The organism is Carboxylicivirga linearis, from assembly GCF_018271995.1.
Taxonomy (GTDB): Bacteria; Bacteroidota; Bacteroidia; order Bacteroidales; family Marinilabiliaceae; genus Carboxylicivirga; species Carboxylicivirga linearis.
Genome location: NZ_JAGUCO010000001.1, coordinates 167,532 through 183,820, shown reverse-complemented (window position 1 = coordinate 183,820; position 16,289 = coordinate 167,532). Strand labels below are relative to the sequence as shown.

General features: G+C 36.8%; 12 protein-coding genes. 5 read left to right on the top strand and 7 right to left on the bottom strand.

Going from position 1 to position 16,289, the window contains the following annotated elements; genetic code table 11:
• Positions 1-27: 27 nt before the first annotated feature.
• From KEM10_RS00730 to KEM10_RS00720, 3 genes are all read right to left on the bottom strand, one after another.
• The gene (locus KEM10_RS00730) at positions 28-2,145 is read right to left on the bottom strand and encodes a hypothetical protein (protein ID WP_212212190.1); all 2,118 of its coding nucleotides are present in this window, start codon (positions 2,143-2,145) and stop codon (positions 28-30) included.
• A gap of 21 nt (positions 2,146-2,166) precedes the next feature.
• On the bottom strand, positions 2,167-4,962 hold the full coding sequence (locus KEM10_RS00725) for a TonB-dependent receptor (RefSeq protein ID WP_212212187.1): 2,796 nt from the start codon (positions 4,960-4,962) through the stop codon (positions 2,167-2,169).
• A gap of 371 nt (positions 4,963-5,333) precedes the next feature.
• The gene (locus KEM10_RS00720) at positions 5,334-7,607 is read right to left on the bottom strand and encodes an inorganic phosphate transporter (RefSeq protein ID WP_212212184.1); all 2,274 of its coding nucleotides are present in this window, start codon (positions 7,605-7,607) and stop codon (positions 5,334-5,336) included.
• 218 nt (positions 7,608-7,825) lie between these two features.
• On the opposite strand from KEM10_RS00720, the gene KEM10_RS00715 reads away from it, so the two are divergent.
• From KEM10_RS00715 to KEM10_RS00705, 3 genes are all read left to right on the top strand, one after another.
• The gene (locus KEM10_RS00715; protein WP_212212182.1) at positions 7,826-8,863 is read left to right on the top strand and encodes a sensor histidine kinase; all 1,038 of its coding nucleotides are present in this window, start codon (positions 7,826-7,828) and stop codon (positions 8,861-8,863) included.
• An 82-nt stretch (positions 8,864-8,945) separates the two neighbouring features.
• Entirely contained in the window at positions 8,946-9,647 is a 702-nt protein-coding gene (locus KEM10_RS00710) for a response regulator transcription factor (protein WP_212212180.1), read from the top strand.
• 135 nt (positions 9,648-9,782) lie between these two features.
• Positions 9,783-10,220 (top strand): SPOR domain-containing protein, encoded by a 438-nt coding sequence (locus KEM10_RS00705; protein ID WP_212212177.1) that lies wholly within the window; start codon positions 9,783-9,785, stop codon positions 10,218-10,220.
• Positions 10,221-10,264: 44 nt separating this feature from the next.
• Here KEM10_RS00705 and KEM10_RS00700 read toward each other — a convergent pair whose 3' ends face one another.
• Positions 10,265-10,885, bottom strand: coding sequence for an HAD family hydrolase (locus KEM10_RS00700; RefSeq protein WP_212212174.1), 621 nt, complete (start codon positions 10,883-10,885; stop codon positions 10,265-10,267).
• Positions 10,886-11,080: 195 nt separating this feature from the next.
• On the opposite strand from KEM10_RS00700, the gene lysS reads away from it, so the two are divergent.
• The gene (lysS, locus tag KEM10_RS00695; RefSeq protein WP_212212172.1) at positions 11,081-12,802 is read left to right on the top strand and encodes a lysine--tRNA ligase; all 1,722 of its coding nucleotides are present in this window, start codon (positions 11,081-11,083) and stop codon (positions 12,800-12,802) included.
• A gap of 69 nt (positions 12,803-12,871) precedes the next feature.
• Entirely contained in the window at positions 12,872-13,882 is a 1,011-nt protein-coding gene (locus KEM10_RS00690; protein WP_244825452.1) for an NAD(P)H-dependent glycerol-3-phosphate dehydrogenase, read from the top strand.
• A gap of 95 nt (positions 13,883-13,977) precedes the next feature.
• Here KEM10_RS00690 and KEM10_RS00685 read toward each other — a convergent pair whose 3' ends face one another.
• The 3 genes from KEM10_RS00685 to KEM10_RS00675 all read right to left on the bottom strand — a co-directional run bounded on the left by KEM10_RS00685 (position 13,978) and on the right by KEM10_RS00675 (position 16,255).
• Positions 13,978-15,339, bottom strand: coding sequence for a glycoside hydrolase family 140 protein (locus KEM10_RS00685; RefSeq protein WP_212212169.1), 1,362 nt, complete (start codon positions 15,337-15,339; stop codon positions 13,978-13,980).
• Between the two features lie 217 nt (positions 15,340-15,556).
• A complete protein-coding gene (locus tag KEM10_RS00680; RefSeq protein WP_212212167.1) occupies positions 15,557-15,739 on the bottom strand; it encodes a hypothetical protein in 183 nt (60 codons plus the stop codon).
• Between the two features lie 327 nt (positions 15,740-16,066).
• Positions 16,067-16,255 (bottom strand): YgaP family membrane protein, encoded by a 189-nt coding sequence (locus KEM10_RS00675; protein ID WP_212212166.1) that lies wholly within the window; start codon positions 16,253-16,255, stop codon positions 16,067-16,069.
• Positions 16,256-16,289 lie beyond the last annotated feature (34 nt).

Below are 16,289 nucleotides of genomic sequence, written 5' to 3'. Positions count from 1 at the left end.
TTAGATATTTTTTAATGCAATTTTTTCTTAGTTAGGAGTAGCCCAGGCAGTTGCCCAATCTGGCATGTCTTTACCATTACCAGCACCTGTAGCATCGGCTTTTTCAGTAAAAGTAATACCTGCAAAAGCTTTATCAGTATTACCATCACCCATATCAACAAAAGCAACATCGGTAATTGTAATTCTTGAAGCATCAAAATCAGTATCTTCATCTGAAACGTAGAAATAAGCCTGACCTTTATTAGCCTCTAAGCCACCAATTACACAGTTTGTGATAGTTTGTGTACCAGCTCCTTCTTTCAAAAACCATGGCTTTTCGCCCATATCATAAACAGTAACATTGTTTATAGTAGCAGTAGTCATAGGAGTAGCTGAACCATCAGTACCGTTGTTTGAACCCTCAATACCTGATTTAGCTGAATCATAAGCATACCAGTAATTTCCAGTACCTGACCATCCATCAGCAAAATCAATACCATCATCGTTAGAACCGATAGATACCAGGTGATCGGCATTCACTGTTCCTCCGAAGAATTCAATACCATCATCGTTACCCTCGTATGAAGATACATAGCTAACCTTTGTTCCTGAACCTACACCAAAGAATGAAACACCATTAAATTGCTTCTCGTTGGTAAATACATAACCAGTATATTCAACGCGAAGATATTCGATAGAACCTGAGTTGTCATCAGACACATCACCACCATAAGGCAGGTTCCCAACTTCTGATAAACCACCATTACCAGTATTTACAGGTGCTTTACCACAAATTACTAAACCTCCCCATTTTCCAGCAACTTCTTCTTCACAGGTCATTACAACAGGAGCACTTTCTGTACCTTCTACAAAAATCTGAGCACCTTGAGCAATTGCAATATAAGTTGTTGAACTAGCTGCTGCTATAATAGTTGCACCTTCTTCAATAGTTAATGATGCACCTGCATTAATAATCATTGCTCCGTCAAGAGTATAAGTTTTACCAGCTGCTAACACCTGATCATCGGTATATTCACCGGCAATGTTAGTAGATGGATCAATAGGCTCAACCGCGCCAGGAGCAGCCCATGAAGAAGCCCAATCAGGCATGTCAACACCATTACCGGCACCTGTAGCAGTTTCGCTTTCAGTAAGCGATACGCCATCAACAGCCTTAACAGTGTTACCAATACCCATATCTACAAATTTAGCATTGGTAATAGTAATACGACTTGCATCAAAATCAGAATCGTCGCTTGAAGTATAAAAATAAGCCTGACCTTTACCTGCAACCAAACCTCCAATAACAATATTATCGATTGTTTGAGCACCTGCACCTTCTTTTAGGAACCATGGTTTTTCTCCCATACCATAAACAGTAATATTGTTTATAGTAGCGTTAGTCATTGGAGTAGCAGATCCATCAGTACCATTGTTTGATCCTTCGATACCTGATTTAGCAGAGTTTAATGAATACCAGTAGTTACCAGTTCCATTCCATCCATCTGCAAAATCAATACCGTCGTCGTTAGAACCAATTGATACAAGGTGAGAAGCATTTACAGTTCCACCAAAGAACTCAATACCATCATCATTACCCATGTATGAAGATACATAGTCAACAGTGGTACCAGCACCAACACCAAAGAACGACACACCGTTAAATTGTTTTTCGTTGGTAAATACATATCCTGTATACTCAACGCGTAAATATTTTAAAGAACCTGAGCTATCGTTAGCATCATCACCACCGTAAGGCAGGTTACCAACTTCTGAGATACCTCCTTCACCTGTGTTTACAGGAGCCTTACCACATAAAACTAAACCTCCCCAGCTTCCGGCTTCTTTTACTGTAGAAGTCATGATAACAGGGTCTGTAGCTGTACCTTCAACAAAAATTTCACCACCTTGAGCAACGGCAATGTATGAAGTACTTCCTCCTTCAGCTATAATTTTAGTACCTGCAGGAATAGTTAAAGAACCACCTTCGGCAATTATTAATGCTCCGCTCAGGTTGTAAGTTTCTGAAGCGTCCATTGTAACATCAGATGTAATTGTACCTGCAATGTTATCAGGATCAATAGGATTAACCGGATCATCTTCATCGTTACAACTTGCAAAAGCAAGTACCATCAATGAAACGAATAAAAACTGCAATTTTTTCATTTTTCTCAATTGTTAAGTTTATTAGAAATTGTATTTTAAAGACACACTAAATGTTGATCCTCGCTTAAATTGACGAACAACATAATCGGCGTCTGAATTCTCTTGAACTCTTTTAATTTCAGGATTCAATACATTTTTAGCAGATACATCAATTCCAAATCGATTGAACTTAGTTTTAACAACCAGATCAAGAGTATTAACAGCCTGGTCAATTTGGTTACCCATATTAGAATGACCAATGGAATAAAGTCTGTCTGAAGTATAGTTATAAACAGTGGCAGCACTGATAGTCTTATTGTTTTCATCCCATTTTTGACTGTAGCCTAAAGTTAGGTTAGCCAACATAGGTGCTGCACCTTGTAACTCACTTGTTTCTTCGTTAAAATTGGCATTGAAATTATAATTGGTCTCTGTTCTAATCTTCTCTGCATCTATATCTGTTTCAGAAGACATTAGAGTAAGGTTACCACTTACAAACACTTTTCTTATTTTAGTATCTGTGCTAAAGTTGAATAAATCCTTCTTAGCATCCAGCTCTAACCCGTAAACATGAGCTGCATCTCCGGTATTGGCATTTACAAACTCATTAAATGTACCGGCAATGGTGAATTTATTGATTGGTTCCTGAATATATTTTCCAAAAACAGTTGCACTAAACATCTCACCATTTTTTGGAAAGAACTCCCATTTTAAGTCAGCATTATAAACTGTTGATGGCTTTAACCAAGGGTTACCCCAAATCACATCCGTTAGACCTAAGAAGGCTATAAATGGCATTTCCTGTAACTGTGGCAGGGTATAAGTTTGTGAAGCAGCTAAACGTAGGTTTGTTTTTGCACTGGTCGCATATTTCATCGAAAGGCTAGGCAACACTTTAAACTCTTTAAATTCGGTTGTTTCAGTTCTACCTGTAATATTCTGACGTGAGCGGGTTTTCATTTCCTGAAATATATTATCACCGCGTACACCTGCCAGAATTAAGAATTTTGGCGATACATTGTACTCATACATTAAAAAGCCCGCGTTAATCTGCACCTTACCTTCGTAACTCTCACCGTACTTCTGTTCACCATTGATGTCACCAGCTGTTGGTGTATCAATTCTAAACAATCCGTTTACAAAATTCTCTTCATTAAAATAATCATCCACATTATCGATATCAACCATAGTACCAATATCCAATACCTGGTGGTTAAACTGATAATTTTCGAAATTTCGTAGTTTGAATTTACCCGAATAGCCTAATGTTAATTTGCTTCTGTACTCGCTATCATCGTTAATTCCTTCTCCAAATGTTTTGTTGAAAGCGAAGTTGGCGGCCAGCTCATTATCCTTAAAATCCTGAGAATATCTGTAGTTACGACCTACAGCTTCAGTATCTAATTCTCCTTGATTTGAATCTTCATAATAAAAAAGATAAGTATTTTCTATTCTATCAGGAACACTATTCCATACGTGGTTATAAGAAACACCCCAGTCTAAACTTAATGATTCATTTATTTTGTGTTCCCCTAATAATTGATTTACCAATACAAAATTACGTAGGAAATCACCACGTCTTTTTAATCCGGGTATCTCCGGATCATCATTCACGTCGCGAATATGTCCTTCCATAGTTGTCAGAGTCTGCTCCGAAGAGTTCATCATCAAACTATTAAAATAGATTTCTGTATTTGGTCGCGAATAGTTTAGATTTAATAAACCACTACTCTGAGTTTCATAGCTATATTCATCACCTTCAAGATCGTCCCAGGCATTACCACCAGCATTAACAACACGCTCAATTCTTTCGGTGTACACTCTGTCATTATCAAAAGAAAGAGTAAAAAAGGTATTCAACTTAGCTACTTCAGATAACTCAAACGATTTACCTCCTGATAAGCCTAAACCAATGGCTGGCACAGTATTTCCTTTAACAGGATTCCATGAGTTTTGAAAACCATAGGCTTCATTATTATCGATAGCCTCAATATTAGGTAAATCAAGTGAGTAAAAACCAGATTTATTAGGACCATCGGTATAATAGAAGTTATCCAATCCGAATAAACTGGAATTTTGCTGACCTTTAACACTTAAAGTCAAGAATGATTCCCCATTTAATCGTTTTGATACGATATTAATATTAGCACCGCCAAAGTCTCCGTATAAAGGAGCTGAGTATGTTTTCTCAATATTTATATGTGATATAATATCAGTTGAAAACAGACCAAGATCAATATTTTTTAATTCTGCATTATTTGAAGGCAATGGTAACCCATTATAGGTAGTTGTGTTATATCTATCACCCAGACCTCTAACATTTAAAGACTGTCCACCTTCTTGCTTGGCAATACCCGAAACTTTGGTAACAGCACCTGCAGCATCACTAACTCCTTGTGATGATAACTGTGCTGCACCCACACTTTCAACGGCAACAGCAGCATTCTTCTGCTCCAGCATCAAAAAGTTCTCTGATTCGCGGTTGGCTTTAGCAACTACCTTTACTTCATCTAAGTCCATTTCGGCTGTACCTAACTGAAAGTCTAAAACGGTTTCTCCATCAGCAGTAATTACGACTCCTTCTTTTACTATAGGTTCGTATGAGATGTACTGAACTCTTATGTTATAAGTACCAGCTTCCAATGGAGGCATCTGATAATCACCCATAAAATTAGTAATGGTTCCAGTGGTGGTTCCGTCAACAACAATGGCAGCTCCTACCAACTCTTCTCCTGTAGTTTTGTCCGTGATTTTTCCTCTTAAAATTCCTGTTTGGGCTATTCCCTGTGTAAAAACAGCCGCTAACATTACAAAGGTTGCAACGATTTGCTTTTTCATTTTTCCTCTCAATTCAATAAAAATTACAGCAGCAAAAGTATGGCACCAAAGTATGAGAGGCGATAAGAGATAATTAATTCAAGTTTAAGTATTCGTTAAGTAGGTATTTATACTAATACACTGTATTGATGAACATTAAAGAGGTTTCGTAAACAATGCATTACAACGCAATAAACCGCTCTTAAACTTCATCTAACATTGAATTAACAAAAGGTATAGAAATTTGATTTTAAGTTAAGAAATAAGCCTTGACTATCTGATTATTCCAACAGTATTGGACAATAAACCTATACAATTTAAATAAAAAGAAGGATAGCTCCTTCAAGATAATGATAGATAACAAACCTTCATTAATAAAGATTTATACACAACTATCTGGAAGCTCCAATAAAATCGCGATGTGACTTTATCAGGTTGATAGAATACAAAAGTATATTCTTTGTTTCGGCCAACATATCAAGGTAAAGAATACTTATTCGGGTACGACCGGAACCGGTTTGAATACGTTTAATCTGATTTTTTCTAAGTTCTTCCAGAAAACCAAGCAGAAAATTCTGCTTAATCAACATATCATTGATTAAACCAAATTTTTGTTCTTTCTCCACATGTACTAAGTGATTAAAGAAGGCTGATACCTCATCCAGTAATTCTTGTACATCGCTTTGCTGTTCAGTTGTGAGCCCCTTGTGATGATTCTCGAAGTGAATATATAAAGGCTTGGTAATACCCATCAGGCAATTTACCAATTCGGTAAGATAATCGAACGCCTGTATAAAATACTGCCCAGAGTCTATGCCATCTTCATTCATTTTAGAATAGGCATAAAACATTTGAGACTTCCCATTTCGGGCATATTTGCGCAATTTATCAGCTTTGTTATTAGCCTCACCCAACTGCCGCATATCAGAGTCCATAAAGCCTTGAATAGCTAATGTATAAATCTTGGATGCTTCCAAAAGGTTACGCTTTATTTGATCTCCACCTAACTCAATAAGAAAATCCATATTAGCAATACTTTCTTCAGTATACTCCTCTTTCAGAATTTTCTTTTCCTCCAGCTTCTGATTATAATATCTTCTTGTTCGATACAATATGTATATAACCAAAGCCGTAGCTATGATAGTTGCCGGCCAGCTGCCATACCATATAATATAGGCAAATACGAAGGCTCCAATAAAAGCGAGGCAAGCAGTAAAGAACCACCCTCCGATAATAGACAACACTCCCGAAACCCTGTAAACAGCACTTTCACGTCCCCAGGCCTGATCAGCCAATGAAGATCCCATGGCAACCATAAACACCACAAAAGTAGTAGACAACGGTACACGCATATAAGTACCTATGGAAATTAAAATACTTGCAACCACCAGGTTCACAGAAGCCCTTAAAGTATCGAAATACATTACACCATCTTCCCCCCGACTCGATTCTACAGATTCTACTCTCTTATACCTCGAATCTAAAAAACGAACCGCTTTTTTGGGTAAAACAGTCATTAATGCATTATGTACTTGCAGGAAATTACGAACAATCACCTTTGATAGATAAGATGGTTCAAAACGTTCATATCCCTCCGACTGACGCCCCAGATAAACCTCCGTTTCGGTAACACCTTTGGCTTTACGCGAGTAAAACATGGTAATAATCATTACCACTGCAGCAAAAGCAAGAATGAGCATGTAAGTAAAATCCTTCAGCACATCCTTTTCAATCACATTCGAACTCAGGAAGTCCATTCTAAAAGTATCCGGATCAACAGTCCCTGATGCCAGGAAAACCTTTAAACTCTCAATACTCGCCAATGGCAACCCAATAAAATTCACCAAATCATTAGCTGCAAAAGACATGGCCAATGCAAAGGTTCCAAAAAGCACCACAATACGTGGTATATCAATATTAAAAGACAATCCTAAAAACAGAAAGATAAAAGTGCTTAGAGCAAAAACACCAAATAGAATTTCGGGTAAATACTGCTGGGCAAGAATAAACCACTGATCATCGCCAAAAACACTGCCACCCAAAGCTTTTTTTGCTATCAGAAAAACAATAGCGGTGATCGACACTCCTCCAACCAATGCAAACAGCACTTTAAAGCGTTGTTTATAATTAAAGGTAAAAATCATTCGGGTTATAAACTGAACAACCATACCTACAATAAATGCCAGGAATATAGATAGCACAATACCAGCTAAAATAACAAAAGCTCTGTCGGTATTTATCAGATTCTGAACTTCGGCACCAGCGATTTGGGTCTCTCCTTTTTTAATAAAAGTCAGAGCCAAAGCTCCACCTAACAATTCAAAAACAACAGCTATAGTGGTGGAAGTAGGAAAGCCAAGCGTGTTAAATCCATCAATCAAAATAATGTCAGTAAGCATTACCGCAATAAACACTACCATTAAATCGGTAAACACAAAGCTTGATGGATAAATCACCCCTTTACGGGCCACTTCCATCATACCAACAGACAGAAAAACACCCATTATAATACCTGTTGCTGCAATCCAATACACCACACGTCGTTGAGCAACTCTGGAACCAATGGCAGCATTTAAGAAGTTAACCGCATCGTTGGAAACACCCACGATCAAATCGGCTACTGCCATTAAACCAAGAAGAATTACAGCAATCCAAATAAATGTCATTTTACTACTTTTTGCGGCGTAAAGATAGATTCAATAATAACAGCTAAGATAAAACCAAATGTTAAGATATTGTTACCATCTGGTGAATACCTTTCTGATTTTTCGGAATTATTACTTCTAAAGCCCTTTTGTTAACTTTTGATTAACCTAAAACTTGGTATTTCTTAATAAATGAACTTGGCATTTTTAATTTACCTTTGCTCTAAAATTAATTACACATGAAATCGTTGGAACCCCAGAAAATTACAGGATTTATATCGTTGGGTTTTCTATTTTTGGCTACCATATTCTTTTTGGCAAATTACTATAGTCCGAATTTGTTCTATTCATTAGCCATCTCCATCCCTCTTTTCTTTGCCTTATCATTTGCCTTGGTTAGTTATTTCGTTAATAACTTTATCTATTCTCGAATCAAACCTATTTATAAATCTATTCACGGGTTTAAGCAAAACGATGTTATTTCGGAAGAAGACTCAGATAACAAAGATATCCTTTCAAATATCAATAAGGAAGTGGCAGACTGGATGAAAAACCGCAACCAGGAGATTCTGGAGTTAAAACAAATGGAGAAATACCGTAAAGAATTTCTGGGTAATGTATCTCACGAGTTGAAGACCCCCATCTTTAATATCCAAGGTTACATTCTTACATTATTAGATGGTGGTTTAGAAGATCCTAACATTAACATGCTTTATCTCAACCGCACCGAGAAAAGTATTAACCGTATGATTAGCATTGTTGATGATCTGGAAGCAATTTCAAAATTAGAAGCCGGAGAATTGGAGCTCAACATTGCTTCATTCAACATAAAGGCCATGTTTGATGATGTATTTGACATGCAGGAAATAAGAGCCAATGAGAAAAACATCAAATTAAAATATGGCAAAGGACTGGAGAATATAATAAAAGTAAATGCCGATAAAGAACGATTGTTTCAGGTGGTAATTAACCTGATCGTTAACTCGATTAATTATGGTAAAAAAGGCGGACAAACCACCGTTAATTTTTATGATATGGATAATCGTGTTTTAGTGGAGATTAAAGATAATGGTATCGGCATTGCTGAAGAGCATCTGCCCCGTATTTTCGAACGCTTCTTCCGTGCCGATAAAAGCCGAAGTCGCGAACAGGGAGGTACCGGTTTGGGCCTGGCTATTGTTAAGCATATCATTGAAGCTCACAACCAGCGAATCAATGTAAGTAGTAAGTTAGGGAAAGGAACTTCCTTTACTTTCACTTTGGAAAAAGCTCCTTAATATTAACTTTACGTATTAATAATATTAAAAACACGATTTTTTAATAGGTATAGATACTTTCGCAGTACAATAAAATTAAGACATGGATACATCAAATTACAAAATATTATTGGTTGATGATGAGCCTGATATTATCGAGTTCATAGGTTATAACCTTAGAAAAGAAGGATTCAATGTATTTACTGCTAATAACGGTGAAGAAGCTTTAAAAGTGGCGCAAGCCGAATTACCTGAGTTAATTATTCTGGACGTGATGATGCCAGAAATGGACGGCATTGAGACATGTGAAGAAATAAAAAGAATACCCACATTGAAACACTCTATTGTGGCTTTTTTAACAGCCCGTGGTGAAGACTATTCACAAATAGCCGGTTTTGATGCGGGGGCCGACGATTACATCACCAAGCCTATCAAACCCAAAGTACTTATTTCAAGGGTTAAGGCACTCTTAAAAAGATATCATCCTGCTGCTGATGATAAACCAACAGAGAAATCTTCTGAAACCATTAGTATTGGTGATTTAACCATTGATCGAGAACGTTACATCGTAATCAATTCGGGAGAAGAGATGGTACTGCCTAAAAAAGAATTTGAATTACTTCTTTTACTGGTATCAAAGCCCGAAAAAGTGTTCACCCGCGACGAAATTTACACCTCTGTATGGGGCGATAACATTATTGTTGGCGACAGAACAATAGACGTACATATCAGGAAGTTACGCGAAAAAATAGGTCAGGACCATATCCGAACTATCAAAGGTGTGGGATATAAGTTTGTTGATTAAGCAAACTTCTTCTAAATGACAATTCTTCTAACTTTCGATTAGAATAAATTGGTCATGCACATCATAATTATTACTTTTATCAAGAATAAGTTATGATTGTAGCTAACCAGTTAAAGTGAAAACAAACTGTCGTTTATGAAAAATATAGTTTACGCCTTGTTTATTTTAGGTATCATTACCTCAATGGGCGCTTGTAAAGAAAAGCCTCAAAAGCAGACGCAAAAACCTCAGACAAAAGTGGTTGAAAAACCTGTAAAGGATACCATGACACCTGACACATTGAATAAAGTTGCGGAAGAGAAGATTGCAATACCCGAGCCTCCAAAGCCCGAGGACAAGTACTTTTTGATTGCAGGAAGTTTTCAAAGCAGGGAAAATGCTGAAATTTTTAAATTGCGTTTGGAAGAACAAGGGTATAATTCAAATATTATTGAGCGCAGAAGAGGACCTAACAATGAATTTTTCAAGGTTTCTTACAAATCGTTCTACGACAGAACAGAAGCTTATGCTGAACTTAGAAACGCCAGAAATTCTGAAGGGCGTGATAATGTTTGGTTATTAGTAAAAAGATAAAACTAGATTGATAAATAGGAAAAGGAGGCCTCGAGCCTCCTTTTTTATTTAAATATTTCTACTAAAGAATGTTCTTTGGTTACCAATTGCGTTTTAAACCCTAAGCTCTCGGCTGCCTTCAGGTTCATTTCCGAATCGTCTAAAAACAACGTTGTTTCAGGTTGAATGCCAGCATCATTAATCACCTTTTCAAACGCACATTTTTCGGGTTTACTGCAACCTAACTGAAAAGAGTAATAAGCATCGGTAAAAAGATCCTCGATATGATTATACCCCTTTGCCATTTTACTAAACTTATCTAAATGAATTCCATTGGTGTTACTTAAAATGTAAGTGGAATAATGCTGATGTAATTCTTCCAGAATACGAATCCGCTCAACAGGAAAATCACCTAACATCATTTGCCAGGCATCTATTATCTGCTCTTCAGATATATCAGCTTCAACCTTTTTCTTTAGGGTTGCAATAAATTCCGAATTATCGATCTCTCCCCTTTCAAAGGCTTTAAACAAACCAAGTTGATGACTCTTGGATATTTCATTCTCAATGCCCTTGAATCCCAAATCCGCAAAGCCTTCAACAGAACGCTGAACATCAATATCTATAATCACTCCTCCCAAATCAAAAAGGAAAACCTCAATACCATCAAACCTTCGTAAATTCATTGAACTAACACGTTATTTTATTGCAAGAATACATTAAAATTATCACACTTCTTACTGTGTGAAACTTTCAACTGCCAAATTCAACTAAATACATTATCTTTGCAAGGATTTTTTGACTTCATGTTAATTTAAGTCGAAAAAGACAGCAACAATGAACGTTGCAAACTATGTAATTCAGATAAATTCATAAGCAGAATGAGTACGTTGGAACTGAGCGAACAGGAAATTATCAGACGCAATAGCCTAGAGGAGCTAAACAAGCTGGGTATTAACGCATATCCGGCCCCTGAGTATAAAACCACTCACTTTACAAGTGAAATAAAACAGGAGTTTGATCCGGAGAAAGAAAACCTGAAAGAGGTTTCTATCACAGGTCGAATTATGAGCCGTCGTATAATGGGTAAAGCCTCGTTTGCTGAGTTGCAGGATTCAGAAGGCCGTATTCAGATTTACCTGAACCGCGATGATCTTTGTCCGGATGAAGATAAAACTCTTTACAACACAGTATTTAAAAAGCTATTAGATATAGGTGATATTATTGGTGTGAAAGGATTTGTTTTTAACACTCAAATGGGTGAAACAACCATTCACGTTAAGGAACTAACTATCTTAAGTAAGTCGTTGAAGCCACTTCCGATTGTAAAAGAAAAAGATGGTAAAACCTACGATGCCTTCACCGATCCTGAGCAACGTTACCGTCAGCGTTATGTTGATTTGGTGGTAAACCCAACGGTTAGAGACGTATTTAAAAAACGTGCTACCATCATCAAAACCATGCGTCAGATGTTTGACGATATGGGATACCTGGAGGTTGAAACTCCAATATTACAGCCAATTCCGGGTGGAGCTTCGGCTCGTCCGTTTACTACGCACCACAATGCATTGGATATTCCTTTGTACTTGCGTATTGCCAATGAGCTTTATTTGAAAAGATTGATTGTTGGTGGGTTTGATGGTGTTTACGAGTTTGCCAAAGACTTCCGTAACGAAGGAATGGACCGTACGCACAACCCAGAGTTTACGGTAATGGAAATTTACGTGGCTTATAAAGATTACAACTGGATGATGGAATTTACCGAAACCATGTTGGAAAAAGTAGCCATGGCATTGCACGGTACCACCAAGGTTAAAATTGGTGATAAAGAGATTGACTTTAAAGCTCCTTATCGTCGATTAAGTATGACTGATGCCATTAAAGAACATACTGGCGTTGATATTACAGGCATGAATGAAGAGCAACTTCGTACTGTTTGTGCTGATTTTGAAATTGAAATTGACGAAACCTTTGGTAAAGGAAAGTTGATTGACGAGATATTTGGTGAAAAATGTGAAGGCCACATGATTCAACCAACCTTTATTACTGATTATCCGGTTGAGATGTCGCCATTGTGTAAAAAGCACCGCGACAATCCTGAATTAACAGAACGTTTTGAATTGATGGTGAACGGTAAAGAGCTTTGTAATGCCTACACAGAGCTAAACGATCCTATCGACCAGCTGGAGCGTTTCCAGGAGCAATTACGTTTATCAGAAAAAGGAGATGACGAGGCTATGTTTATCGATCATGACTTTGTACGTGCTTTGGAATATGGTATGCCTCCTACTTCAGGTATGGGTATTGGTATCGACCGTTTAACTATGTTTATGACTGGTCAGGAATCAATCCAGGATGTATTGTTCTTCCCACAAATGCGCCCTGAAAAGAAACCTCAGGTTGACGGAGATGATAAATTCACCGCTTTAGGTATTCCTGAAGAATGGGTTTCTGTAATCCGAAAAGCCGGTTTTAATAAGGTAGATGCTTTAAAAGAAGTAAAACCAGGAAAGTTATTTCAGGACATCTGTGGATTAAATAAAAAACATAAATTAGGGTTAACTAATCCGTCGCAAGACGATGTGAAAGCCTGGTTAGCATAAACTTTAAGAGATATTTAATAAAACAAAAGAGGCATTTTGCCTTTTTTTGTTTTATTTTAATGGTTTAAAATGAACCAAATGCATATGGATGAAACATCAACGGTTGGGATTATTGGCAGCGGCAGCTGGGCTACAGCGATAGCAAAAATGCTGTTGAACAACGTTCCAACTATCAACTGGTACTTCCGCAACCCTATTCACATAACCGAATTTAAAAAGAAAAAACACAATCCTAATTACCTTTCGAGTGTGATGTTTGAAACCGAGAATATCTTTTTCTCTGATGACATCAATGAAATAGTTAAAAGGTCTGATATTATTATATTAGCTGTGCCATCAGCTTTTATTAAATCAGCGCTTTCTGATCTGACTGAACCTCTGAAAGATAAATTTATTGTATCAGCTATCAAAGGTCTGGTACCTGAAGAGAACCTTATTATTGGGCAGTACCTTCATAAATTCTACGATTTACCAACCGAGTCAATTGGCGTTATCAGTGGACCTTGTCATGCTGAAGAAGTAGCTTTGGAGCGATTATCATATCTGACCATTGCCTGCCAGAATATTAAGCTGGCACGTAAATTTGCATCCATCCTTGATTGCTCCTATATAATGACATCGGTAACCGATGATATTTATGGTACAGAATACGCAGCTGTTTTAAAAAACATTATGGCGGTAGCATCCGGTATCTGTCATGGTTTAGGTTATGGTGATAATTTTCAGGCCGTACTGATCTCCAATGGTATTCAGGAGATTAAACGATTTGTAGATACAGTGCATCCGATTACTCGTGATATTAAAAGCTCAGCTTACCTGGGTGACTTGCTGGTAACAGCTTATTCACAATTTAGTCGTAACCGTATGTTTGGTACCATGGTAGGTAAAGGCTACTCGGTAAAATATGCACAGATGGAAATGCTGATGATTGCTGAGGGTTACTATGCCGTTAAAAGCATTAAAGAAATTAACGATAAATACAAGGTAAACATGCCCATTACTGAGGCGGTTTACAATATTATTTACGAAAAAATATCACCGGCAATTGAAATTCATTTGCTAACAGAACATCTAAGATAATCCCGACTGAGTCGGGATTTTTTCACTCTCTTATCCAACTATAATTTTCATGGATGAGTAAAAAACCCCTTTTCATCCCCCTTTTACTAGTATTTTCAGTCAAGATCAATCTTATAACTTTCTGCTCTCAATATCAATAGAAAATCACTTCCCCGGCCACTTGACCATGGTTTAAACTCTTGAGATGTCATAGTCTCAAATTCACCTATTTTTTTTGTTTTTCCACTTCTCGGATTAAACCAATAAGCAACAATTCGCTTTGAATCTATTGCTGACAAATCAATATTTACCGGATTTCCTGTTGGGGTATAAGCTATAACAACTTGTTTATCTGAACTGATTGCACTTAAAATATATGATTCATCCTCTGGGTTATCATTCCATATCAGGTTCTGATTTAGCCACATTTTTTGCCAAGGAAGTATCTCAAATATTTGTCTCATATAAGCCATTTGAAAAGAACCGGGCAGATGAAGAGCAGCTTGCCAATCGGTGCGTGCATTTATTATTGGCATTTTGTCAACATCATACATTTGCCAAATATCATTACACCCGTATGTATATCCGGCAGCTCCGGCTATAATGCTCCAGTAGGCAGAAACCCTAACATCTGCATCATCCAGCCAACCGTAAGGCTTTTCTTCCCAAAACCGATCCGGGATGTTTTCATATCTCGCCTCACCATTAATTATGGGGCGTTTAGTTAACGATGTCTTACTATCTAACACATAAGAATACTCTCTGGCGGTTCTACTGTGCCCACTTTGGTACATATCTAAATCAAGCCATTTATCATTGATATAATCGGTAGCTTTTTTTGCACCAACAGGATGAAAACTGAGCAAATGATTATTATCGACCTCTCGAATTCCCTTTGCCATTGCACGAATGATCTCGAGATGATTTGCGTTCTCAATAGGTCTGTCTCCTCCAAGTATCCATACTATATTGTTATTGTCAAGATACCTTTTGGCTAAAAGACGTCCATATTTTTTTGCATTTTCAGCGTTAAAGATTTCTGGTCCTGCACCCCATTTTTTATTTATCTTATCACCCCAGGAAGGCAGAAGTCCTATATACAGTCCAAGTTCATTAGCTTTTTCTATGACATAATCAACATGCTCAAAGTATTGTTCATTTAATTGACTTGGGTCATTATTCAACAATGGTTTTTCTCCATAAGCATTTGGGGTATTCAAACCATCAAGTTCGGCAAGAATAACAGTTTGTATTATGGTAAATCCTTTATTCGCTCTATCGGTTAAATATCTGTCAACTTCTTCTCTATCGAGACGGTGAATTAATTCCCAGGCAGTACCTCCTAACCAAAAAAAAGGTTTATCATCCTTTGTCACAATATAACTACTATCTCTACTAATTTTTAATAATGGAAGATTCTGTCCAAAAACTGATTGAGAGAGCATAAAACTGACAAAGAGGATAAATATTTGTTTCATGGTTGCACTGTTATTTTAATATCTGGTAATGATTACTGCTCTATAAAGATTGCTGATGTTACCACCCAAAATTCTTCCAGCTACAGCAAAGGGGTATAACCATATTATTTTGTGCAATAAATATACAGTTTAAAAGATTAAAGCACATCTAATAAAAGAAACAATAACAGTTCATTATTTTCGAATATGATAATAAAAACCTTAACGGTAATTAAAATCATTTCGCCCATCCAGGCTTTGGGAATTTTCGCATGGCTGAATACCTGATATAACTATCAAACACCACTTTATTCGGTCCAACAACTCGTGGATCTTTCGACAGTTGGAGTTCTCGCATAAGTTTATCCTTAAGTTCGCTTTCGATTGAGGCATATTCTGGTTTTCCTGCAAGATTGTTCAAGCAATAAGGATCATCAGTAACATTATACAACTCAACCTCCGGTCTTTTACCATGAGCTAGTTTAAAATATTCAGCAATTCCTGGGTATTTATTATTTACTCATACTAATTAAGCCGTAATGAAAATGTTATTTGAGGACTGATGGCCTGAAGGGAAAACACGTGTTGCATCTTTATAATCGTTAAAAAATGGGACTTAACGCCAATAAAAAACATTGCTTAATTAACTCTATTAGTAATAGAATCTATAAAGTATTATAAATAACTTAATGCAACTTTTTTGTAGTTTTCAATGAGATCAATTAGTTAGAATGATGCCAATATCTCCTTATTCTTTCACACCTGCTTTTTTTAATATCTTTTCCATCAGGCACCATTTAGTAAAGCTTGATTGAATTAAGTTTACTGCAACAAACAATGTAAACAAGAACCAGTAATGGTTAATAAAATGGCCCAGTAAAACTGAGGTAAGAATAAAGATTCCGGCAATTAGCCTAATTGCATTATTTATATTCATATGTCAATATTTAGATAAAAGAACAGCAAACTTA

Bases quoted from the DNA above. Each gene is read 5' to 3' on its own strand.
- KEM10_RS00730 (WP_212212190.1), bottom strand. From the start codon at position 2,145: ATGAAAAAATTGCAGTTTTTATTCGTTTCATTGATGGTACTTGCTTTT.
- KEM10_RS00725 (WP_212212187.1), bottom strand. From the start codon at position 4,962: ATGAAAAAGCAAATCGTTGCAACCTTTGTAATGTTAGCGGCTGTTTTT.
- KEM10_RS00720 (WP_212212184.1), bottom strand. From the start codon at position 7,607: ATGACATTTATTTGGATTGCTGTAATTCTTCTTGGTTTAATGGCAGTA.
- KEM10_RS00715 (WP_212212182.1), top strand. From the start codon at position 7,826: ATGAAATCGTTGGAACCCCAGAAAATTACAGGATTTATATCGTTGGGT.
- KEM10_RS00710 (WP_212212180.1), top strand. From the start codon at position 8,946: ATGGATACATCAAATTACAAAATATTATTGGTTGATGATGAGCCTGAT.
- KEM10_RS00705 (WP_212212177.1), top strand. From the start codon at position 9,783: ATGAAAAATATAGTTTACGCCTTGTTTATTTTAGGTATCATTACCTCA.
- KEM10_RS00700 (WP_212212174.1), bottom strand. From the start codon at position 10,885: ATGAATTTACGAAGGTTTGATGGTATTGAGGTTTTCCTTTTTGATTTG.
- lysS (WP_212212172.1), top strand. From the start codon at position 11,081: ATGAGTACGTTGGAACTGAGCGAACAGGAAATTATCAGACGCAATAGC.
- KEM10_RS00690 (WP_244825452.1), top strand. From the start codon at position 12,872: ATGAACCAAATGCATATGGATGAAACATCAACGGTTGGGATTATTGGC.
- KEM10_RS00685 (WP_212212169.1), bottom strand. From the start codon at position 15,339: ATGAAACAAATATTTATCCTCTTTGTCAGTTTTATGCTCTCTCAATCA.
- KEM10_RS00675 (WP_212212166.1), bottom strand. From the start codon at position 16,255: ATGAATATAAATAATGCAATTAGGCTAATTGCCGGAATCTTTATTCTT.